17 protein-coding genes and 3 pseudogenes are annotated in these 21,725 nt (G+C 73.8%); 5 read left to right on the top strand and 15 right to left on the bottom strand.

Features of this window, described 5'->3' with window-relative positions:
• Nucleotides 1–102: 102 nt before the first annotated feature.
• Complete coding sequence (locus ACGFWJ_RS13900; RefSeq protein WP_392948815.1) at nt 103–900, bottom strand: carbon-nitrogen family hydrolase; 798 nt, start codon at nt 898–900, stop codon at nt 103–105.
• Between the two features lie 159 nt (nt 901–1,059).
• Between ACGFWJ_RS13900 and ACGFWJ_RS13895 the strand changes: the two genes are divergently transcribed.
• A complete protein-coding gene (locus ACGFWJ_RS13895) occupies nt 1,060–1,887 on the top strand; it encodes a maleylpyruvate isomerase family mycothiol-dependent enzyme (RefSeq protein ID WP_387639720.1) in 828 nt (275 codons plus the stop codon).
• A gap of 31 nt (nt 1,888–1,918) precedes the next feature.
• On the opposite strand, the gene ACGFWJ_RS13890 is transcribed toward ACGFWJ_RS13895, so the two are convergent.
• The gene (locus ACGFWJ_RS13890) at nt 1,919–3,262 is read right to left on the bottom strand and encodes a nitrate/nitrite transporter (protein ID WP_392948812.1); all 1,344 of its coding nucleotides are present in this window, start codon (nt 3,260–3,262) and stop codon (nt 1,919–1,921) included.
• A gap of 82 nt (nt 3,263–3,344) precedes the next feature.
• Nucleotides 3,345–4,571, bottom strand: coding sequence for a M64 family metallopeptidase (locus tag ACGFWJ_RS13885; protein WP_392948809.1), 1,227 nt, complete (start codon nt 4,569–4,571; stop codon nt 3,345–3,347).
• Between the two features lie 261 nt (nt 4,572–4,832).
• On the opposite strand from ACGFWJ_RS13885, the gene ACGFWJ_RS13880 reads away from it, so the two are divergent.
• On the top strand, nt 4,833–5,126 hold the full coding sequence (locus ACGFWJ_RS13880) for a helix-turn-helix domain-containing protein (RefSeq protein WP_387639725.1): 294 nt from the start codon (nt 4,833–4,835) through the stop codon (nt 5,124–5,126).
• A 61-nt stretch (nt 5,127–5,187) separates the two neighbouring features.
• Here the strand turns inward: ACGFWJ_RS13880 and ACGFWJ_RS13875 are convergent, their stop codons facing one another.
• From ACGFWJ_RS13875 to pdhA, 3 genes are read right to left on the bottom strand one after another with little or no spacing between them, the layout of a single operon-like run.
• Nucleotides 5,188–6,615 carry a dihydrolipoamide acetyltransferase family protein gene (locus ACGFWJ_RS13875; protein WP_392948807.1) on the bottom strand — a complete coding sequence of 476 codons (1,428 nt, stop codon included), beginning with the start codon at nt 6,613–6,615 and terminating at the stop codon, nt 5,188–5,190.
• Between the two features lie 13 nt (nt 6,616–6,628).
• Complete coding sequence (locus ACGFWJ_RS13870) at nt 6,629–7,603, bottom strand: alpha-ketoacid dehydrogenase subunit beta (protein WP_387639730.1); 975 nt, start codon at nt 7,601–7,603, stop codon at nt 6,629–6,631.
• The gene (gene pdhA / locus ACGFWJ_RS13865) at nt 7,603–8,751 is read right to left on the bottom strand and encodes a pyruvate dehydrogenase (acetyl-transferring) E1 component subunit alpha (RefSeq protein WP_387639732.1); all 1,149 of its coding nucleotides are present in this window, start codon (nt 8,749–8,751) and stop codon (nt 7,603–7,605) included. Before pdhA ends, ACGFWJ_RS13870 begins: the two co-directional genes overlap by 1 nt.
• 311 nt (nt 8,752–9,062) lie before the next feature.
• On the opposite strand from pdhA, the gene ACGFWJ_RS13860 reads away from it, so the two are divergent.
• A complete protein-coding gene (locus ACGFWJ_RS13860) occupies nt 9,063–9,722 on the top strand; it encodes a response regulator (protein ID WP_392948803.1) in 660 nt (219 codons plus the stop codon).
• A gap of 58 nt (nt 9,723–9,780) precedes the next feature.
• Nucleotides 9,781–10,869, top strand: coding sequence for a phosphotransferase enzyme family protein (locus ACGFWJ_RS13855; RefSeq protein WP_392948800.1), 1,089 nt, complete (start codon nt 9,781–9,783; stop codon nt 10,867–10,869).
• 22 nt (nt 10,870–10,891) lie between these two features.
• Here ACGFWJ_RS13855 and ACGFWJ_RS13850 read toward each other — a convergent pair whose 3' ends face one another.
• From ACGFWJ_RS13850 to ACGFWJ_RS13830, 5 genes and pseudogenes are all read right to left on the bottom strand, one after another.
• Nucleotides 10,892–12,562 carry a protein kinase gene (locus ACGFWJ_RS13850; RefSeq protein ID WP_392948798.1) on the bottom strand — a complete coding sequence of 557 codons (1,671 nt, stop codon included), beginning with the start codon at nt 12,560–12,562 and terminating at the stop codon, nt 10,892–10,894.
• 201 nt (nt 12,563–12,763) lie between these two features.
• Nucleotides 12,764–14,101 (bottom strand): annotated as a pseudogene (locus ACGFWJ_RS13845) (protein kinase); the annotation flags it as partial.
• A gap of 89 nt (nt 14,102–14,190) precedes the next feature.
• A complete protein-coding gene (locus ACGFWJ_RS13840) occupies nt 14,191–14,802 on the bottom strand; it encodes a bacterial proteasome activator family protein (RefSeq protein WP_387639740.1) in 612 nt (203 codons plus the stop codon).
• Nucleotides 14,803–14,890: 88 nt separating this feature from the next.
• Nucleotides 14,891–15,925, bottom strand: coding sequence for a hypothetical protein (locus ACGFWJ_RS13835; RefSeq protein ID WP_392948796.1), 1,035 nt, complete (start codon nt 15,923–15,925; stop codon nt 14,891–14,893).
• Between the two features lie 118 nt (nt 15,926–16,043).
• Nucleotides 16,044–17,012, bottom strand: coding sequence for an NAD(P)H-quinone oxidoreductase (locus tag ACGFWJ_RS13830; protein WP_392948794.1), 969 nt, complete (start codon nt 17,010–17,012; stop codon nt 16,044–16,046).
• 151 nt (nt 17,013–17,163) lie between these two features.
• On the opposite strand from ACGFWJ_RS13830, the gene ACGFWJ_RS13825 reads away from it, so the two are divergent.
• Nucleotides 17,164–18,270 carry a potassium channel family protein gene (locus ACGFWJ_RS13825; RefSeq protein WP_392948792.1) on the top strand — a complete coding sequence of 369 codons (1,107 nt, stop codon included), beginning with the start codon at nt 17,164–17,166 and terminating at the stop codon, nt 18,268–18,270.
• Between the two features lie 44 nt (nt 18,271–18,314).
• On the opposite strand, the gene ACGFWJ_RS13820 is transcribed toward ACGFWJ_RS13825, so the two are convergent.
• The 4 genes and pseudogenes from ACGFWJ_RS13820 to ACGFWJ_RS13805 all read right to left on the bottom strand — a co-directional run bounded on the left by ACGFWJ_RS13820 (nt 18,315) and on the right by ACGFWJ_RS13805 (nt 21,551).
• Nucleotides 18,315–19,517: a molybdopterin molybdotransferase MoeA gene (locus tag ACGFWJ_RS13820; protein WP_392949439.1), complete on the bottom strand. Its 1,203-nt coding sequence runs from the start codon at nt 19,515–19,517 to the stop codon at nt 18,315–18,317.
• Nucleotides 19,518–19,540: 23 nt separating this feature from the next.
• Nucleotides 19,541–19,798, bottom strand: a pseudogene (locus ACGFWJ_RS13815) (DUF6457 domain-containing protein); the annotation flags it as partial.
• A 183-nt stretch (nt 19,799–19,981) separates the two neighbouring features.
• Nucleotides 19,982–20,611, bottom strand: a pseudogene (locus ACGFWJ_RS13810) (molybdenum cofactor guanylyltransferase); the annotation flags it as partial.
• Nucleotides 20,571–21,551, bottom strand: a complete 981-nt coding sequence (locus ACGFWJ_RS13805; RefSeq protein WP_392948789.1) for an MBL fold metallo-hydrolase — start codon at nt 21,549–21,551, stop codon at nt 20,571–20,573. The gene ACGFWJ_RS13805 and the pseudogene ACGFWJ_RS13810, both read right to left, overlap by 41 nt.
• Nucleotides 21,552–21,725 lie beyond the last annotated feature (174 nt).

The following is a 21,725-nucleotide window of genomic DNA, read 5'->3' as shown; positions in this document are numbered from 1 at the left end:
CCGGGCCGTGCCGATCGCGGCCGGGCCCAGCTCCCCAAAACGGGCACAGATTACCCCGGAATGGTCAATCCGGACCAAGGTACGGCGATGTGCGGCGAAATGTCAGCGTTGTACGGGTGCCGGAATTCCGAGCAGCCGGTCCCGGTGGACGGGGAACTCGGCGCGGCTCCTGGCGACTTCGGCGGGGTCGAATTCGACGGTGAGCACCTGCTCGTCCGGTCCGGCCTCGGCGAGCACCCGGCCCCACGGGTCGACGACCAGGCTGCGGCCGGCCTGTTCGACGCCGCCGTGGGTGCCGGCGGTGTTGCAGGCCAGCACGTAGGCCTGTTCCTCGACGGCGCGGGCGCGGGCCAGCAGGTTCCAGTGCTCGGCACGCCGGGCGGGCCAGGCGGCGGGGATCACCAGCAGTTCGGCGTCGGCGTCCAGCAGCGCCCGGAACAGTTCGGGGAAGCGCAGGTCGTAGCAGGTGGCCAGGCCCAGGGTGGCGAAGCCGGCGTCCGCGGTGACGATCTCCTGGCCGGCGCCCATCACGACGGCCTCGCCGGCGTCGAAGCCGAAGCGGTGGATCTTGCGGTAGGTGCGGACCAGTTCGCCGTCGGGGGCGAACAGCAGCGAGGTGTTGTAGATCGGCCCGTCGGGGTCGCGTTCGACGATCGAGCCGGCGTGCAGCCAGCAGCCGACCGCCCGGGCGGCGGCGGACATCGTCTCGGCGGTGGGCCCGTCGAGCGGTTCGGCGCCGTCCGACCAGGCGTCGTAGGCGAAGCCGCCGACCGGCCACAATTCGGGCAGCACGACCAGGTCGGCGCCGTCCTGGGCGCGGACCAGCGCCGCGGCCCTGGCCCGCCGCTCGGCGGCCGGCTCGGCGTCCGAGACCGCGAGTTGGATCAATGAAGCGCGCACAGTACCACCGTCCACGACAAGAGTCCTACGATCGTCACCCGAAAGCGCTGCCCTGCTCTCACCCGGCAGCGTAACGTGCCGTATGCGCGTCCGTGCGGAGGTCTCGGCAGCCCGGGCGACGTGGGACGACGCAAGCCGACGGAGGGGCCGGAGATACCCGTGACGGACAACCAGACCGTGCAGGCGTACACCGATGCGTGGACGCAGTCGATCGAGTCCATATCCGAGCTGCTCGCCCCGTTGCCGACCGACGCGTGGAACCGGGCCACCGAGTGCCCGGGCTGGTCGGTGCGCGACGTGGTGTCGCACATCATCGGCGTCGAGTCGGAGATGCTCGGCGACCCGCGGCCGATCCACGCGCTGCCGCGCGACCTGCCGCACGTCCGCAACGATTTCACCCGCTACATGGAGCTGCCGGTCGACAAGCGCCGCTGCTGGACCGCCGTGGAGATCACCAGCGAGCTGGAGTACACGGTGATCCGCCGCTCCCGGGCGCTGCGCAACTCCCGCCACGGCGCGGAGGACCTGGTGCGCTGGCCGGCCGGCCCGCTGGCCCGGGAGCTCCCGTACGCGACGGTGCTGCGGCTGCGCGCCTTCGACGTCTGGGTGCACGAGCAGGACCTGCGCCGGGCGCTGCAGGAGCCCGGCAACCTGGACTCCCCGGCGGCCCTGGTGACGCGCGACCTGCTGATCGACTCGCTGCCGAAGCAGGTGGCCAAGGAGGCGGGCGCGCCGATCGGCAGCACCGTGGTGTTCGACGTGGCGGGCGCGATGCCGTTCCAGCGCACCGTACGGGTCGGTGCGCACGGCCGGGGCACCGTGGACGAGTCGGTGGAGCCGGCCCCGGACGTGCGGCTGGCGATGGACTGGCAGACCTTCGTCCGGCTGTGCTGCGGCCGGGTCCGCGCGGAGACGGCGCTGGTGAACGTGATCGGCGACCAGGAGCTGGGCATGCGGGTGCTCGCCCATCTGACGAGCACCCCCTGACCCGTACGACCCTGCCGGGCGGACAGGCCCCTCAGGCTGCGGCCAGCTTGCGCCGCAGCCGCAGGATCATCGCCGTCCCGAGCAGCAGCGGCACCAGCTGGAAGCAGAACGCCAGCTGGTAGGCGTGCGCGCCGTAGCTGTCGCTGCCCGGGTCGGCCAGCGCGTCCAGCAGGACGCCGATGCCCAGCAGGGTGATCATCGAGCCGATGAAGCCGCCCATGTTGGCGATGCCGGACGCGGTGCCCATCCGCTCCGGCGGGTTGTGCGCGCGGGCGTAGTCGAGGCCGATCAGCGAGGCCGGGCCGTTGCTGCCCATCACCAGCACCAGCACCACCAGCAGCCAGAGCGGCGGGTGGCCGTGCGGCCAGGCGAGGGTGACGGTCCAGCAGAGCGCGGTGGCGCCCAGCACCGTGAAGGTGACGGGCAGCCGCAGCGCGGCCGAGCGGGAGAGCAGCCGGCCGAACAGCAGGCCGAACGCCATGCTGCTGAGCACCAGCAGGCTGAGCAGGCCGCCCGCGCCGGCCCGGGACATGCCCTGGCCCTCGACCAGGTAGGGCAGCCCCCACAGCAGGCCGAACGCGTTCGCCGGGAACGCCGTGGTGAAGTGCACCCACAGGCCGAGCCGGGTGCCGGGCTCGGACCAGGCGGCCCGGATCAGCCGCCCGACCGGCAGCCGGCCGCCCTCCCGCGGCACTGGGGCGGACGCCCCGGGCGGAGCCTCCCGCAGCAGGGCCAGCACGGCGACGAAGACCAGCACGCCGGTCACCGCGATGGCGCCGAAGGTGGTGCGCCAGCCGGCCGTGTGCAGGGCCTGCGCGAGCACCACGGTGGTGAACAGGTTGCCGCCCATGCCGGCCAGGCCGGTGAGCTGGGCGACGAACGGGTTGCGGGCGGCCGGGAACCAGCGGATGGCGAGCCGCAGCACGCTGATGAAGGTCATCGCGTCGCCGCAGCCGATCACCGCGCGGGAGGCCAGCGCGGGCCCGAACGCGGTGGAGAAGGCGAACGCCAACTGGCCGGCGCTCATCAGCGCCACGCCCAGCAGCAGCACCCGGCGCGGGCCGATCCGGTCGACCAGCAGGCCGACCGGGATCTGCATCCCGGCGTACACCAGGACCTGAAGGATCGAGAAGGTGGACAGGACGGAGGCGCCGATGCCGAACCGGGCGGCGGCGTCCAGGCCGGCCACGCCGAGGCTGGTGCGGTGCACCACGGCGAGGACGTAGACGCTGACGCCGACCGACCAGGCGAACCAGGCGGCGCGGCCGCCGGGCGGGTGCGGGAACGCGGACCGGGGGGCCGCTCGGGGGTCGGTGGCGGGACGGGGAGCGGGTACGGACAGGGACGGTGCGGTGGGGGCGGGGTCCACGCTCATAGTGGAACCAGGCTAGTCATCCCATCACCTGACCTTTTGGTCAGGGTACGAACCTGGCGGGAACCCGCCGCCGCGGCTCCGCTCAGTCGGTGATCGTCCAGTTCACCGTCCGGGTCATGTACTGGGCGCGGAACGCCTCGTCGCGCACCCAGTCGGTGGTGTCCTGGACGGTCGCGGTGACGGTGTGCCGGTGACCGGGCGTCAGCGCGAGCGCGCCGGTGTCCAGCCAGGTGCCGTCCGCGGTGCCGGCGTCCACCGGCTTCCCGTCCAGCGACCAGGTGATCTGCAACTGGCGCGGGCCGGTCAGGGCCAGCGGCCGCACGTGCAGTTTGGGCCGGCCGGTCACCTGCCCGGCGGCCGGTTCGGGGTCGTCGGTGGGCTTCACCCGGCGGTACAGCTGCTCGATGATCGCCTCCCGGGACGGCAGGTTGTACGTCCCGCCGAGGGTGCGCATCACCGAGTCCTCGGTCGGCCGGTACAGCCCGTTCGCGCTGCGGAAGGCGCCCACCGGGCCGCCGCCGTCCGGGGAGACCGCGCCCAGCCAGCGCCACCACTTGACCTTCTCGCGCGCCATCTCCTCGGCGTCCACCTGGGAGAGGTTCGGGTAGTCCGGGTCGCTCGGGGCGGTGTCGTACTCGTCGCCCAGCAGGCCGACGGTGTGGCCGATCTCGTGCTGGATGATCCGCCCGGCGTCCGGGCTGCCGCCGGCCAGCGTGGTCACCCCGGTGCCGCCGGCCCCGCCGTACTCGGTCGAGTTGGCCAGCGCTATCAGGTACTGCGGGCCCTCGCCCTGCCCGGCCCAGCGTGCGGTGGCGTCCTCGTCCGCGCACAGCAGGCGGGCGGTGCCCTCGCACCAGAAGTGCATGCCCAGCGGGGTGACGGGCGACTTCCCGGCGCTCTCGCTCTCGGCTATCCCCGACACCGGGGACACCACGTCCACCCGCCGTATGTTGAACAACCCCTGGTAGGTGCGGAACGGCTCGATGTCCAGCAGCGCGTGCCAGGCCCGGTCCGCCTGCTCGTGGAACAGCTGCAGCTGGGCCTCCGTGTAGCCGTCGCCCAGCAGCACCAGGGTGATCCGGTTGGCCGGATCGCCGGAGGTCCGCAGGTCCACGGCCGGCGCGCCGGGGGCCCGCAGGTCGGGACGGGCCGCGGGCGGGGCGGCCCGGTCCGGGCCCGGCAGCGGCGGGCCGATGACGGTGGACGGCGAGGGTGAGGCCAGCTCCACCACGACGGGCAGCACGGCGGCGGCGGCCAGCACCAGAGCGGCCGCGGAACGCATCACGGGGCCGGGAGCACCAGGCGGCATACGCGGGAATCCTCGCTGCGACGACACCCGGCCTGACTGCGCGGGTGGCTGGTCGCACAGACGTACCCATCGCGGTCCCCGGCCCGGCGCGGGCGGCGCGAAACTCCCTCGGGCGGCGTAATGCACGGCGCGCCCCGGGAGGGCCTCGAAAATCACCGGAGAATCACCGGAGGAGAACGATCGGGGCAGTCAATTCCATATGCCCGCAGCGGAGTTGGAAACCGCGAACGATCCGCCGCCGGGCGGGATACCCTGCCGAACGTGAACCACCTGGGGGGAAAGGCGACGGACATGGAGATCGGGCCGGACACGGACCCACGCGGGGCATTCGGACAGGCCCTGCGGACACTTCGGCAGGGGGCCCGGCTCACCCAGCAGGAGCTGGCCGTCAAGGCGGGCCTGGGCATCCGCACGCTGTCCGACCTGGAACGCGGCACCGCCGGCCCGCGCCCGGCCACCGCCGCGCTGCTGTCCGCCGCGCTCGGCCTGGACCGGCCGGGCACCGAGGCCTTCCACACCCTGGCGCACGCCGCCTGGCGGACCGCCCGAGGGTAGGGTCCCTGAAAAACCGCCGGCCCCGCTCCGCGAACGGAACGGGGCCGGCGGCCGGGGCGGATCAGCCCCAGGTGATCAGGCGCTTCGGGTACTCCAGGATCGCGGCGACGTCCGCCAGCACCTTGGAGCCGAGCTCGCCGTCCACCATCCGGTGGTCGAAGGACAGCGCCAGCGTGGTGACCTGGCGCGGCACCACCTTGCCCTTGTGCACCCACGGCAGATCCCGCACCGCGCCGAAGGCCAGGATGGCGGCCTCGCCGGGGTTGAGGATCGGGGTGCCGGTGTCGACGCCGAACACGCCGACGTTGGTGATGGTGACGCTGCCGCCGGACATGTCCGCCGGGGAGGTCTTGCCCTGCCGCGCGGTCTCCACCAGCTCGCCGAGCGAGACGGCCAGCTGGGAGAGGGTCTTGGCGCCGGCGTCCTTGATGTTCGGGACGATCAGCCCGCGCGGGGTGGCCGCGGCGATGCCGAGGTTCACCGCGCCCCTGATCACGATCTCCTGGGCGGCCTCGTCCCAGCTGGCGTTGATCTCCGGGTGCCGCTTGATCGCGGTGAGCAGCGCCTTGGCGACCAGCAGCAGCGGGCTGACCCGCACCCCGGCGCCGAGTTCGCCGCTCTCCTTGAGCTTGCGCACCAGCTTCATCGTCCGGGTCACGTCGACCTGGACGAACTCGGTGACGTGCGGCGCGGTGAACGCCGAGGCCACCATCGCCTGCGCGGTGGCCTTGCGGACGCCCTTGACCGGGACCCGGACGTCCCCGGCGGCGATCGCCACTGGGAGGGCCGCCTGCTCGGCGACCGGCTCGGTCACCGGCTCGGCGGCCGGCTCGACGACCGTCTGGGCGGCGGTGGCGGCGGCGTGCACGTCCTCGCGGGTGACCACGCCGTTCGGGCCGGTGGGCCGCACGGTGCGCAGGTCGATGCCGAGGTCCTTGGCGAGCTTGCGCACCGGCGGCTTGGCCAGCGGGCGCTCGCCCTCCGCCACGACGACCGCCGGAGCGACCGGGGCGGCCGGAGCGACGGGCGCGGGGGCCGCGACCGGAGCGGGGGCCGCGACCGGAGCCGCCGGGGCGGCGGCAGGCGCCGCGCCGTTGGTGCGGCGGGCCCGGCGCTGCACCGAACCGGTGCGCGGGCCGTAGCCGACCAGCACCTCGCGGCGCTCGGGCTCGGTCTCCGCGGCGGGCGCGGCAGCGGCGGCCGGAGCGGGAGCGGCCTCGGCCGGGGCGGCCCCGGCGACGGCCACCGCGATGATCGCGGTGCCGACGTCGACGGTGGCGCCCGCCGGGAAGTGCAGCGCCTCGACCACGCCGGTGAACGGGATCGGCAGCTCGACCGCGGCCTTGGCGGTCTCCACCTCGCAGACGACCTGCCCGTCGGTGACGGTGTCGCCCGGCTTGACGTACCAGGTGAGGATCTCGGCCTCGGTGAGTCCCTCGCCCACGTCGGGCATCTTGAACTCGCGGAGCGCGGTGGTTCCGTTGGTCATCTTCGTTCCCCGCTCAGTACGCGAGCGCGCGGTCGACGGCGTCGAGCACACGGTCGAGGTCGGGCAGGTAGGTCTCCTCGACCCGCGACGGCGGGTACGGGGCGTGGTAGCCGCCGACCCGCAGGATCGGCGCCTCCAGGTGGTAGAAGCAGCGCTCGGTGAGCCGGGCGGCGAGCTCCGCGCCCAGGCCGAGGAAGACCGGGGCCTCGTGCACGACGATGCCGCGGCCGGTGCGCTTGAGGGACTCCTCCAGGGTGGGGAAGTCGATCGGCGACAGCGAGCGCAGGTCGACGACCTCCAGCTGGCGGCCGTCCTCCTCGGCGGCCTTCGCGGCCTCCTGGCAGACCTTCACCATCGGCCCGTAGGCGATCAGCGTGGCGTCGGTGCCGGGCCGGACGATGCGCGCCGAGTGCAGCGGCAGCATCGGGTCCTCGCCGACCTCGCCCTTGTCCCAGTAGCGGCGCTTGGGCTCCAGGAAGATCACCGGGTCGTCCGACTCGATGGCCTGGCGCAGCATCCAGTGCGCGTCGTGCGCGTTGGACGGGCTGACCACCCGCAGGCCGGCGGTGTGCGCGAAGTACGCCTCGTGCGACTCGCTGTGGTGCTCCACCGCGCCGATGCCGCCGCCGAACGGGATGCGGACGGTGACCGGCATCTTGACGTGGCCGAGCGCGCGGGCGTGCATCTTGGCGAGCTGGGAGACGATCTGGTCGAAGGCCGGGTACACGAAGCCGTCGAACTGGATCTCCACCACCGGGCGGTAGCCGCGCAGCGCGAGGCCGATGGCGGTGCCCACGATGCCGGACTCGGCGAGCGGGGTGTCGATCACCCGGTCGTCGCCGAAGTCCTTCTGCAGGCCGTCGGTAATTCGGAAGACGCCGCCGAGCTTTCCGATGTCCTCGCCCATCAGGACGGTCTTCGGGTCGCTCTCCAGCGACTTGCGGAGCGCGTCGTTGAGCGCCTTGGCAATGCTGAGCTGACCGGCCATCAGTGGTGCTCCCCACCCTCGAAGGAGGCGGCGTACGCCTCGTACTCGGCGCGTTCCTCGTCCACCAGCGGGTGCTGCTCGGTGTAGACGTGGTCGAAGATCAGGGTCGGGTCCGGATCCGGCATCGAGCGGACGCCCTCACGGACGCGCAGGCCCAGCTTCTCGCTCTCGGCCTCGACCTCGGCGAAGAACGCCTCGTCGGCGAGGCCCTCCTTCTCCAGGTGGGCCTTCAGCCGCAGGATCGGGTCCTTGGCCTTCCAGGACTCGGTCTCCTCGGTCTGCCGGTAGCGGGTCGGGTCGTCGGAGGTGGTGTGCGCGCCCATCCGGTAGGTGAACGCCTCGACCAGCACCGGGCCCTGGCCGGTACGGGCGTGGTCCAGCGCCCAGCGGGTGACCGCGAGGCAGGCCAGCACGTCGTTGCCGTCGACCCGGACGCCGGGGAAGCCGAAGCCGGAGGCGCGGCGGTACAGCGGGATGCGGGTCTGCACGGTGGTGGGCTCGGAGATCGCCCACTGGTTGTTCTGGCAGAAGAACACCACCGGCGAGTTGTAGACCGAGGCGAAGGTGAAGGCCTCGTTGACGTCGCCCTGGCTGGAGGCGCCGTCGCCGAAGTAGGCGATCACCGCGTCGTCCGCGCCGTCCTTGGTGATGCCCATCGCGTAGCCGGTGGCGTGCAGGGTCTGCGCGCCGATCACGATGGTGTAGAGGTGGAAGTTCTTCTCGTTCGGGTCCCAGCCGCCGTTGTTCACGCCGCGGAACATGCCGAGCAGGTTCAGCGGGTCGACGTCGCGGCACCAGGCCACGCCGTGCTCACGGTAGGTGGGGAAGGCGTAGTCGCCGGGGCGCATCGCCCGGCCGGAGCCGACCTGGGCGGCTTCCTGGCCCAGCAGCGAGGCCCACAGGCCGAGTTCGCCCTGCCGCTGGAGTGAGGTGGCCTCGGCGTCGAAACGCCGCACCAGTACCAGGTCCCGGTAGAGCGCCCGCAGCTCCTCGGGTGTCACGGTGAGCGGGAAGTCCGGGTGCTCGACCCGGTCGCCCTCCGGGGTGAGCAGCTGGACGAGCTCCGGTGCTGCGGAGCCGGCACTGGCTTTGTCAGGGACGCCGGGGGCGGCCTTCTTGCGCGCCCTCGCCGTGCTTTTGACGGTCACGTTCACTCCCTCGGTCTGTCCGGCCGCCCGGGGTCGCCAGGTGGCCGGTCCGGTCGCCCTCCCGGCTCGCGCGCGTGGGTGTGCGCGCGGTACGGGCAGGCGGTGTTCCCTTTCCGACGGCGTCCCTCACGAGAACGTTACCCAGCGGCACCCCTTGGCGCTCTTGCGCTAGGACGTCCTAGTTGTTCTCCGGTGGGGAAACCGCCGCTGTGACGCGGCTAACCTCCCGGTCAGGACACCAGCGCACGGTATCCGGGCGCGGCCCGCTGCGAAAGGGGGTAACGCCCATCGATTTGTGCGAGGCTTTGCAAATGACTGATAACGGACATATCAGGGTGTTTCTCCTCGATGATCACGAAGTGGTCCGTCGAGGCGTGCACGAGCTCCTCTCGATCGAGGGCGACATCGAGGTGGTCGGCGAGGCCGGCACGGCCGCCGAGGCGCTCAACCGGATTCCGGTGGTCCACCCCGATGTGGCGGTGCTGGATGTCCGACTTCCCGACGGAAACGGGGTCGAGGTGTGCCGGGAGATCCGCTCCCGGTACCCGTCGGTGAAATGCCTGATGCTCACCTCCTTCTCCGACGACGAGGCGCTGTTCGACTCGATCATGGCGGGGGCCTCCGGATATGTCCTGAAAGCGATCCGCGGCACCGACCTGCTCTCCGCGGTCCGCGACGTCGCGGCCGGCAAATCCCTGCTCGACCCGGTCGCCACCAGCCGGGTGCTGGCGCGGCTGCGCGACGGTGGCGAGAAGGAGGACGAACGAATCGCGCAGTTGACGAAACAGGAGCGCCGCATCCTCGATCTGATCGGCGAGGGGATGACGAATCGGCAGATCGGCAATGAGCTGCACCTGGCCGAGAAAACCGTAAAAAACTACGTCAGCAGCCTGCTGGCGAAGATGGGCATGGAGCGCCGGACCCAGGTCGCCGCGTACGTCGCGCGCCGCCGGACGGACCCGCAGCACTGAGATCACGCCGAACACGGTGTGTCAAGTCGCTATCACGCCGAGTAATACGCTCTGCTCCGTGACGTACGGTCAGACCATCTCCCTCGCGCCGGCCCGCCCGGACGCCACCGCCCCTCCCATCGGCACTCTCAGCCCCCCGGTGGCGCACGCCGCCGTGGCCGGGGTCCTGCGCTCCTACCGCACCGCGCCGCCCGGCGCGGTGGTGCCGGTGGCGGAAGGACTGCTCAACCGCGGCTACCGGATCGCTGCCGCCGACGGCGCCGAATACTTCCTGAAGTGCTACGTCGACCGGGCCACCGCCCACAAGCCCGCGATCCTCCGCCAGCACCGCGCCACCGCCGGCCTGGCCGCGCTCGGCCTCCCGGTACCGCCGCCGCTCACCAACCGGGACGGCCGGACCGTCACCGCGTACGGCGGCCGGCTGTTCGCGCTCTACCCGTGGGTGCCCGGCAACCACCGGCACGGCACCGAACTCGAACCCGCCCGGTGCGGCGAACTCGGCACCCTGCTGGGAGCACTGCACGGCGCACTCCGCGAGGTCTGCGCCCCCCTGCGGCAGCCGGACCGGGTGCTCAGCGCCGAGGTCCAGGAGACCGAGCGGATCGTCCTCGAGCTGCGCGACCAGGCCCGCGCCCACCGCCCCTACGGGCCGTTCGACCGGCTCGCCGAGCAGCGCCTGACCGAGCGGCTGGACCTGCTCGCCACGCACCGGCACCGCCGCCCCGGCCCGACCGCCGCACCGCCCACCGGCTGGACCCACGGCGACTTCCACGGCCTGAACCTGCTCCACCGGGGCGACGCCGTCAGCGCCGTCCTGGACTGGGACAAGCTCGCCCCGCACCCGGTCGCCGAGGAGGCGGTACGGGCCGCCACGCTGCTGTTCAACGACCGCACCACCGGCGTCCTCGACCTGGTCCGGGTCCGGCACTGGGCCCGCGCCTACCGGGCCACCGGCGCCGCGGACGCCGAACAGGTCGCCGCCGCGGTCCACCGGGTCTGGTGGGAGCGGCTGAACGACCTGTGGATGCTGCAGTGGCACTACCAGCGCCGCGACCACCGGGCCGACCCGCTCTTCCCGGCCTCCGCCGGGCAGCTCACCTGGTGGTGCCAGGACTACGAGCAGGTCATGGACGCGTTCGCCAACTGACCTGCCGCGCCCCGTCCTCCGCTCAGCCCGTCAGCTGCGCCCCGGCGCCCGGGCTGGTGCTCGGCTTGGGCACCGACGGGGCGCTGGAGCTCGGGCTGGCCGGCGGCGAGCTCTTGTCGCCGGACGCACTCGCCGAGGGCGACGGCTTCGTCGAGTGCGAGGGGCTGGCCGAGGCGGACGCGGACGCGCTGGCGGAGGCGGAGGCGCTGGCCGACGGCGACCAGCTCGGCTGCTCGGTCTGGCGGCCGGTGCCCTGGCTGCGGGTCGGCGGGGCGCTGGTGGGGTGCTCCGACTGCTCGCCGGGGGACGGGGTGCTGGTGGAGTGCACCGGCGTCTTCGAGTCCTGGTCCGTGGAATTGTGGTTGCCCCCGTTCGCGGTCAGCGCCAGCGCCACCCCGATGGTGGCGGCCAGCACCAGGGCGACCGCGCCCAGTACCAGGCCCCACGGGTTGCGGCGGCGCCGCTCCTCCACGTCCTCGCCGCCGTGGTCCCCGCCGCCGACGGCCGGGTACGCGCGGGCGGGCGTCTGGTAGCCCGAGGCCATCGGGTACGGCAGCGCCTCGGTCCGGGCGGCAGGGTCGCCGAGGGCGCCGAGCACCGTGGTCGGCGCGGACGAGCCGCCCGGTGGGGTGCTGTCCCAGCCGTCGGCCCCGAGGACCGCCGTCTCGGCCGGGTAGCCCCCGGCCGCCGCGCCGTGCAGCTGCCGCAGCGCGTGCTGCACGTGGGCGCGGAACTCGTCGGCGCTCTGGAACCGGTCGTCCGGGTTCTTCTCCAGCGCCCGCAGCACCAGCGCGTCCAGCTGCGGCGGCACCCGGTCGTTCACCCGGGACGGCGGCACCGGCGCGTCCTGGACGTGCTGGTACACCACCGACAGCGGGGTCTCGCCGACGAACGGCGGCCGCAGGGTGAGCAGTTCGTACAGCATGCAGCCGGCCGCGTACAGGTCGGAGCGGTGGTCGACGGCCTTGCCGAGGGCCTGCTCCGGCGACAGGTACTGCGGAGTGCCCATCACCATGCCGGTCTGCGTCATGGTGGTGGCCGCGCCGGTCAGCGCGCGGGCGATGCCGAAGTCCATCACCTTGACGGCGCCGCCGTTGGTGATGATGACGTTGGCGGGCTTGATGTCCCGGTGCACGATCCCGTGCTGGTGGCTGTACGCCAGCGCCTCCAGCACTCCGGCGGTGATGATCAGCGCCTGGTCGACCGGCGGCGCCTCCTCGTCCACCAGCAGCTCGCGCACCGTGCGGCCCTCGACCAGCTCCATCACGATGTACGGGGTGGACTCCCCGCCGTGGTGCTCCTCGCCGGTGTCGTAGACCGCCACGATCGAGTGGTGGTTGAGCGCGGCCACCGAGTGTGCCTCACGGGTGAAGCGCAGCCGGGCGGTGTCGTCCTCGGCGAGTTCGGAGCGCAGCAGCTTGACCGCCACGGTGCGGCCCAGCCGGAGGTCCTGGGCGGCGAGCACCTCGGCCATGCCGCCGCGGCCCAGCCGGCCGGTCAGCCGGTAGCGGCCGTCACCGACGGTGGAGAGGGGAAGCGCGCCGCCCCGCCCGGAGGTGGCCGACCCGACCGGCAGTGCCTCGGTCGGTCCGGTGATCTCGGCGGCCCGGCCGTCGTCCTCGTCCCGCGCGTACTGCGCCGGAACGTCCCGCTGGTCCGCCCGGCCGTCGTCCGGTCGTTCGCTCTGACCCATCGCTCCTCGCCCCGGGCATTCGCTCGGCGCGCGTTCGCCCTGTCGGTTCCGTCCTCAGAACGCTACCGTCTCGCGCGCGCCGACGTGGCACGGGAGGGCCGGTGCGGGGCTCACAGCGAACTCTGCGAGCCTGCTTCGAAGGGGAGTTCGAGCACGGAGCAGGGCCCGGGATCAGTAGGTCGAGGTGCTCGCCCCGGCCGCCGCGATCGACACGATGATGATCGCAAGGATGATCACACCGACAATCACACCGACCACGATCAGCGCGGTCGAACAGCCGTTGCTGTTGTTCGCCGGCGGCGGGTACGCCATCGGCATCGGGCCTGTCATCGGGCCCGGCATCGGCTGCCCGGGCATCGGCGGCCCGGGCATCGGCTGCGGGAACGGCGGCGGCGTGGTCTGCGGGAAACCCTGCTGGAAGTGCGGTTGCGGGAACGGCTGCGGCGTCTGCGGCGCCTGCGGGAACGGCGGCGGGGTCTGCGGGAACGGCTGCGGCGTCTGCCCGTACGGCGGCGGCGTCTGCGGCCCGGGCACCGGCTGGTACGGCTGCGGCGGCGGAGTGCCACCGTTCACCGGCGGGAAGTTGGTCAGCGACGGCGCGGCATGCACCGACCGCGGCCCCTCGCCGATCACCAGCGGAGTCGACGCCTGCAACGGCGTACCGCCCTGCTCCCCCGCCGCGACCCGCTCGACCTCCTCGCGCATCGCCTCCGCCGACGGGAACCGGTGCGCCGGGTCCTTGCGCAGCGCCTGCGCCACCAGCCCGTCCACCGCGGGCGTGACCGCCCCGTTCAGCGTGGACGGCGCCGGCGGGGTCTCCTGCACGTGCTTGTACGCGATCGAGAACGCCGAATCGCCGTCGAACGGCAGCTGCCCGCTGAGCAGCTCGAACAGCATGCAGCCCACCGAGTACAGGTCGGACCGGGCGTCCACGCTCTTGCCGAGCGCCTGCTCCGGCGACAGGTACTGCGGGGTACCGACCACCATGCCGGTCTGCGTCATCGACGTCACCCCGGACTGCAGGGCGCGCGCGATGCCGAAGTCCATCACCTTGACGACGCCCTTGGTGGACACCATCACGTTCGCCGGCTTGATGTCGCGGTGCACCAGCCCCTGGTCGTGCGAGGCCTCCAGCGCCGACAGCACCGCCGCGGTGATCTTCAGCGCCTGCTCGGTCGGCATCGCGCCGCGGGTGGTCACCTGCTCGTCCAGCACGTCCTTCAGCGAACGGCCCTCGACGAACTCCATGACGATGTACGGCGTCGCCGTCCCGTCCGGACCGACGTCCTCACCGGAGTCGAACACCGAGACGATGTTGGTGTGCTGAAGCCGGGCCACCGCCTGCGCCTCGCGCCGGAACCGCTCCTTGAACGAGGCCTCCCGGCCCAGCTCGGTGTGCAGCGTCTTCACCGCGACCTGACGGTCCAGCACCGTGTCGTACGCCAGATGAACGGCCGCCATGCCGCCCTGCCCGAGCAACCGCTGCAGCACATACCGGCCGTGGCCGAGCGAGTGGCCCTCGGTGGTGCCCTCAGTCATGGTCCCAGCTCCCCCTCGGCGCGCCGTACTTCCGGACAGGGGCCAGGGTAGCGGTTCGGGGCCGCGCCGCAGCGCGGCCCCCGAGACCGCTACAGGTAGGGGCCGGAACGCATACCGCGGCCGGGGACCGGCTCGTCCAAGTCCCCCTCCGCACCGTGCAGTCCCGGCGGAAGCGCCCGCCGCATCTGCTCCAGCTGCGCCCGCGCCGCCATCTGCTGGGCGAACAACGCGGTCTGGATGCCGTGGAACAGGCCCTCCAACCAGCCCACCAACTGCGCCTGGGCAATGCGCAGTTCGGCCTCGGTCGGGATGACGTCGTCGGCGAACGGCAGCGACAGCCGCTCCAGCTCCTCGACCAACTCCGGCGCCAGGCCCAGCTCCAGCTCCTTGATCGAGCTGGCGTGAATGTCCTTCAGCCGGGCCCGGCTCGCCTCGTCCAGAGGCGCCGCCCGCACCTCCTCCAGCAGCTGCTTGATCATGCTGCCGATCCGCATCACCTTCGCCGGCTGCTCGACCATCTCGGTCACCGGCAGCTCACGCGGCTCGTCGTCGTCGTCGCTCCGGCCGAGCCCGCCGACCGGCGCGGTGCCCACCGCCATGCCGTCCGGTCCGACGATCAGCACCTTCGGACTGTCCTCCGACTTCCCGCTCGACGCCTGGTGAGGCTCCTGTTGCGACCGCTCGTTCATCGGGTTGGTCATAGCTCCTTCATATGCTTCGTCCACCGCGGAGGTCAACGCACCTGGTATCCGGATCGTCCCACCCGGCGGCTACCCGCGTCGCACGGCATCACCGCCGGCGCAGCTTCATTCCGACCAGGCCGAGGCCCAGTCCGATCATGCCCAGTCCGACGCCCAGCGGCAGCTGATTCGCGGACTGATCCCCCGACCCGAGCGGCCCCACCGGCACCACCGGGCCCACCGGCGGCGCCCCGCCCGCGACCACCGAACCGTCCGCGCCCGCCCCGGCGCCCGGCTCCGCCGGGGGCTCGAGCACGTCCTCATCGCGCCCCCCGGCCCCGTCCGCCCCGCCCTGCGCACCCGCCCCGGGGGCGGCCTGCTGCCCGCCGTCCCCGCCCGGCGGGTCCGTCGACGGGTCCGGCTGCTTCACGGCAGGGGTCGGGGCCTGGACCGGGGCCTGGACCGGGGCTTGGGTCGCGGCCTTGGGCGGTGCCGAAGCCGGGGCGTGGGCCGGGGCCGGGGCCGGGGGCATCACCGGCCGGTGGTGGTCCGCCCACCCGGGCCGGCCCGGCTCCGGACTGCTCGTCGGGGCGCCGGGAGGCTCCTCGCGCGACGGCGACGGGGGCTCGGCCGAAGGTTCCGCAGACGGCGACGGCTCTGCGGCGGCGGACGGCGCCGCGGCGGGCATCGGTGTGCGGGACGGCGCGGCCGGTCCAACGGGCATGGGGGCGCGGCTCGGGGTGGGGCTCGGCGAGGCGGCGATCCGGGTCGCGCTCGGGACGGCGGGCACCGGGACCGGAACCGGCACGGGGACGGCCGGGGCGGTCGCGGATATCGCGCCGTCGGTCGGCGCCGCCGGCCGCACGGACTGCCCGGCCGCGACGGCCCGGGCGATCCGCTCCGCCGCCTGCCCGCGCGCGGCGTCGAACTCCGCCCGCGCCTGCTCCCTCGCGGCGTCCAGCCGCGCCTGGGTCTGCTCACGGGCATCACGGGCATCGGCCGCCGGATCGACGGCGAAGACGGGGGCGGCCAGCAGCAGCGGCAGCGCCAGGCCGGTCAGCGCCGCTCTGCGGAGCAGCACGCCGGGGCGGGCGGTGGGGGTGCGGCGCGGGGCCGGGGGCACGAGGCGGCGGCGAGCGAGCATCGAAAGCAGGTCCTCCCGACGGCCGTCCGCACCGAGGTGCGGACGGAGGCGGAACAGCTTCCCACCAGACTCACACACCCGGACATTACGGGCATTTCCGCCGCCTCGGGCCCCGGGATCACACCTCCAGGACGACCTTTCCGACCTGGGTACCGGCCTCGACCACGCGGTGCGCCTCGGCGGCGTCGGTGATCGGCAGAACCCGGTCCACCACGGGCCGGACCACGCCCGCCTCGACCAGCGGCCAGACGTGCTCGCGCACCGCCGCGACGATCGCCGCCTTCTCCGCGAGCGGCCGCCCGCGCAGGTTGGTGGCGACCACGGCGGCGCGCTTGGACAGCAGGGTGGCCAGGTTGAGCTCGGCCTTGATGCCGCCCTGCATGCCGATCACCACCAGCCGGCCGTTGACCGCGAGGGCGTCCACGTTCCGCTGCAGGTACTTCGCGCCCATGATGTCGAGGATGACGTCGGCCCCGCCGAGCGCGGCGATCTCGGCGACGAAGTCCTGCTTGTTGTAGTCGATCAGCACATCCGCGCCGAGCTCGGCGCACCTGGCGAGCTTCTCGGGGCTGCCGGCGGTGACCGCGACCCGGGCACCGACCGCCTTGGCCAGCTGGATCGCCATGGTGCCGATGCCGCTCGCCCCGCCGTGCAGCAGCACCGTCTCGGCGGGGCGCAGGTGCGCGACCTGGAAGACGTTCGACCACACCGTGCAGGCCACCTCGGGCAGCGCGGCGGCCTCCACCAGCGTCAACCCCTTCGGAACCGGCAGCAGTTGACCGACCGGCACGGCAACCTGCCGGGCGTAACCGCCGCCGGCCAGCAGCGCGCACACCTCGTCGCCGACCGACCAGCCGGCCACGCCGGGGCCGAGCGCGGCGATCCGGCCCGCGCACTCCAGCCCCGGGTAGGGCGAACTGCCGGGCGGCGGATCGTAGAAGCCCTGACGCTGCAGCAGATCGGCCCGGTTGACCGCGGTGGCGGCAACCTCGACCAGCACTTCGCCGGCCGCCGGAACGGGATCGGGCACCTCGGCCCACACCAGCTGTTCGGGACCACCGGGCTCGGGAATCGTGATGGCTCGCATGGCCGCCACGCTACGCCTCCGCCTTTGGGGCACCCCTTCCCCCCGCCGTCAACCGGCAGTCCGTCAAGGGCCGGCACCGGCACTGGACAGGGTGGCGACACTCCGCCCCCGGGGTCGGTCGGTGACGTCCGCACCCCTCATTCTTGTGCCTGTGTCGAACTCCAACCCGCCCACCGACCCGGGTGCCCGGCCGTCCCGTCTGACGCTCAGTCGTTTCCGGGACCAGGGCGCCGAAGACACCGACCCCGCCCGCCGGATCGCCCTGCCCGCCCGCCGGACCCGCCCGCCGACGCGGCAGGTCGGCCTCCGCCTGCTGCTGGCCCTGGGCGTGCTGGTGGCGACCACGCTGATCGTCTACGCCGACCGCGGCGGCTACAACGACAACGCGAACAGCTCGGTCAGCTTCCTCGACGCGGCGTACTACGCCACCGTCACCCTCTCCACCACCGGCTACGGCGACATCACCCCGGTGAGCGACAGCGCCCGGCTGGTGAACATCTTCGTGATCACGCCGCTCCGCGTGGTCTTCCTGATCATCCTGGTCGGCACGACTCTCGAAGTGCTCACCGAACGCACCCGCCTGCAGTGGCGGATCGAACGCTGGAGGCACACCGTGCGGGACCACACCGTCGTCATCGGCTACGGCACCAAGGGCCGCAGCGCCGTGGACACCCTGCTCGGGCAGGGCGTCCCGAAGGACTCGATCGTGGTGGTCGACCCGCAGGCCCGGGCGATCGACCAGGCCACCCACGACGGCCTGGTCGGCGTGCTCGGCGACGCCACCCGCACTGCGACCCTGATGCGCGCCGAACTGCCCCGCGCCGCCCAGGTGGTGGTCGCCCCCGAACGCGACGACACCGCCGCGCTCATCACCCTGACCGCCCGCCAGCTCAACCGCGGCGCCACCGTGGTCGCCGCCGTCCGCGAGGACGAGAACGCCCCCCTCCTCCGCCAGAGCGGTGCCGACGTCGTGGTCACCTCCTCCAGCTCGGCCGGCCGCCTGCTCGGCATGTCGATGCTCAGCCCCAACGCGGGCGCCGTCATGGAGGACCTGCTCACCTACGGCAACGGCCTGGACGTCGCCGAACGCCCCGTCACCAAGGCCGAAGCCGGCCTGAGCCCCCGCGAACTCCCCGACCTGGTGGTGGCCGTGGTCCGCGGCCGCCGGGTCCTCAACTACACCGAACCGGAGGCGGCCGTCCTCCAGCTCACCGACCGCCTGATCGTCATCAAGCCGGGCGCCCCCGTCCCGTCCTGACCCACCCGGTTCCACGGTTCCACGTGAAACATCCGCCCGGCCGGTCAGGGCAGCGGCAGCACCTCGGCGCGCTCCCCCGCCGCCAGGCCGCCGGGCGGGACCACGGCCAGGGCTTCCGCCCGGGCCAGGCCGCGCAGCATCGCCGGGCCGTCGTGCGGCAGTGGGGCGAGGCCGGACGGGGTGTGCCGGACGGGGTGCAGGCGGGTGTCCGTCGGGTGTCCGGGGAGCGCGGCGGCCAGCGGGCCGGTCGAGACGGCGGCAGTTCGTCCGGACAGGGCGTGCAGCAGCGGCAGCGCGAGCGTGACGGTGCCCGCGACGGCCGCCAGCGGATTGCCCGGCAGGCCCACCAGGTGTCGACCGCCCGGCAGCGCCGCCAGCAGCATGGGATGCCCGGGCCGCACCGCCACCCCGTCCACCAGCAGGTGGCCGCCGGCGGCCTCGAGCGCGGCGTGCAGGAAGTCCACCGGCCCGGCGGCCGTCCCGCCGGTGGTGAGCACCAGGTCGGCCGGCGAGTGCCGGACCGCGTCCCGCAGCAGCCCGAAGTCGTCGCGGACGTGGCGGCTTCCCAGCAGTTCGGCCCCGGCGGCGGCCAGCCAGGGCGGCAGCAGCGGACCCAGCGCATCCCGCACCCGGCCCGGCACGGGCAGCCCGGCCGTCAGCAACTCGTCGCCCAGCACCAGCAGTTCGACGGTCGGACGGCGGCGCACTGCCAGCAGGTCGTGCCCGGACGCGGCCGCCAGGCCGAGCACCGCCGGCGTCACCGGCAGCCCGGCGGGCAGCAGTTCCTCGCCCCGCCGGCACTCCTGCCCGCGCGGCCGGACGTCCTGGCCCGGGCCGACCTCGCCGCGCAACTGGGCCGTGCCGTCCGGGAGTTCGGCCACCCGCCCGCGCTCGCGGCGGAGCACCCCGGTGGCGCCGGACGGCAGCTGGGCGCCGGTGGCGATCACCACCGCCGCGCCGTCCGCCAGTGGGGCGCAGTCCTGGCCCGCCAGCACCCGGCCGGACAGCCGCCACGGCCCCGGCCCGGCCACCGCCCAGCCGTCCATCGCCGACGTGTCGAACGCGGGCAGGTCGGTGAGCGCGGCCAGCGGCTCGGCGAGGGTCCGCCCGGCCGCGACCGCCAGCGGCACCCGCTCCACCGGCAGCGGACGCGCCGCCGCCCACGCGGTACGCCGGGCCACCGGCCACGGGCACCCGCGCAAGGTGGCCGCACCCGGCGACAGCACCGGTTCGCCGACCGGATCCACCGTCCCGCTGCCCGCCCCGCCGGTCACCGCTCCGCCGGACCGTCCGTCTCGGCGGCCCAGCGCTCCGCCAGGGCCGTCGCCTTCGCCGACGCCTCGGCCACCGCCGCCGCCCCACCACCGTTCAGCGCCGCCGCGTACCCCACCAGGAACGCCGTCAACGGCGCCGCCGGGCGCTCCACCCCGTGCGCCACCACCCGGGTCATGTCCAACAGGCCCCGGACGTCCACCGAAAGGTCCAGCCCCAGCTCGGCCGCGGCCGCGGCCATCCACTCGTCCAATGTGCGCTCCATGACGCCCATGCTGCCCGATCCCGGCTGCCGCAGGCCGCTTCCCCCGGCAGCGCCACGCAGCGCACCTCCCGCCGCACCGACGACACCCGGTGCGCTGCGGCGGGCACCCGCACCTCGCCCGGGACATGCCCCGGGTGCGCCGAGCGCCCGCCGGCCTCAGCGTTCCCCCGCCGCCCGCTGCCGGGCCGCCGCCAGCTCCTGCGGGGTGTCGCAGTCGAAGGACGCGCCCGCCGGGTCGGGCACCCGCACCAGGCGAAGGCCGCCGGTCAGGGCGCGCAGGGGGCGGCCGGCCGGGTCGGGCAGTGCGGCGAGCGTGCGCCGCAGCGCGGCGGTGCGGTAGGCGGCGGCCAGCGGCTGGTCGCGGCCCTCGGCGTCCACCAGCAGGGCCCCGTCGGCGTCACCGACGGCGGCCAGCAGCCGCTCCACCGTCGTGGTGTCCAGGAACGGCAGGTCGGCGGCCAGCAGCAGCACCAGTGGAGACGTCACCTCGGGCAGCGCGGTGGCCACCGCCGCCAGCGGGCCGCCGCCGGGCGGGTCCTCGCGCAGCCAGACCACGCCGGGGTGCTCGGTGGGCCGCGACGGGCCGACCACCAGAACGTGCCGGGCCCCCGCGCAGGCCGTCAGCACCCGGTCCAGCAACGGGCGGCCGCCGACCGTGAGGGCCGGCTTGTCCACGCCGCCGAGCCGCCGGCCCGCACCGCCTGCCGCCACCACCGCGTCGTACACCGCGTCGTCCTGCGTCACCCGGGCAGTATCGCCGCTGTCACCGCTCGTCGTCGCCCTCGGAGCCCGCGGCGCCCGCATCGTCCTCGTCGCTCTCCTCGACGATCTCCGCGTCGATGATGCCGTTCTCCTCCTGCCCGACCTCCGGCACCGCCGCGTCGACGCGGCCGACGTTCGCCGCCGCGCCGAGTTCCAGGATGGCCGGCAGGGTCAGGCCGCCGTAGCGCTCGTTCACCGCGTTGGCCAGTGCCTCCGCGTCCCGGGGGTGGTCGGCCAGGGCCTCGTCGAAGTCGCGCAGGTAGGTGGCGGTGAAGCCGAGTACCCGGTGTGCCGCGTCGTCCATGCCGGGGGCGCGGTGTCCGGCGATCACCCGGTCCACGGCCAGATCGGCGATCCGGTTGAGGTTGTGCGACCACTGGCCGCGTGCCGCCGGGTCGGTGTCGGCCGTCCACACGTGGGTGCCGTTGTAGACGAAGTCGCCCGCGATGACGGTGTGGATGCTCGGCAGGTAGACCGCCGTGGAGCCGGCGCAGTCGGCCTGACCGAGCGGCAGCACCCGGATCAGCTGACCGTCGATCATCAGCGGCTGCGGCAGCAACGGGGCGGGCAGCAGCGGCTGGTCGGGGATGTCGTCGCCGTAGACCGGCTTCCACTGCGCGACCTTCGCCGCGGCGGTCCGCGCGATGCCGTCCACCACCGAGGGCGCGGCCAGCAGCTGCGCGGCGGGGAACAGCCGGAGCACCTCGTCCGCGCCGAAGTAGTGGTCGGGGTGCTGGTGGGTGACGACGATCGCCAGCAGCTGCCGGCCCTTGCCGGCGATCCACTCCGCGAGTTGCCGGCCCGCGCTGCGGGTCAGCTGGGCGTCCACCAGGATCGCCGTGTGCTCGCCCATGATCAGGCTGGAGGTGGCGAAGAACGCGCTCTCCGGGCCGGTGAACACCTCGACCTCCAGCGGGCGGAAGGACGGCGCGGCACCCGCCCCACGGCCCTCGGCGTTCTCGTCGGGCGGTGACGCGGTCACGGTTGCTCCCCTGGTCGGTGTTCGGTGGCGGGCCCGATCGGCCCCGGTTACCGTCCACCCTCTCCCGGAACCCCCCTCCGACGCCGGGTAGGCACGCCCAGCAGAGTGATCACCTGGCACCATCGGACGCCCAACTGCGTCAGCTATTGTCGGTGGTCCTCGCGCACCGGCCAC

The sequence above is a fragment of the Kitasatospora sp. NPDC048407 genome, assembly GCF_043200475.1.
Classification (GTDB): Bacteria; Actinomycetota; Actinomycetes; order Streptomycetales; family Streptomycetaceae; genus Kitasatospora.
Note: the sequence above shows the minus strand (reverse complement) of the source record. Positions and strands in the feature narration are given on the sequence as shown.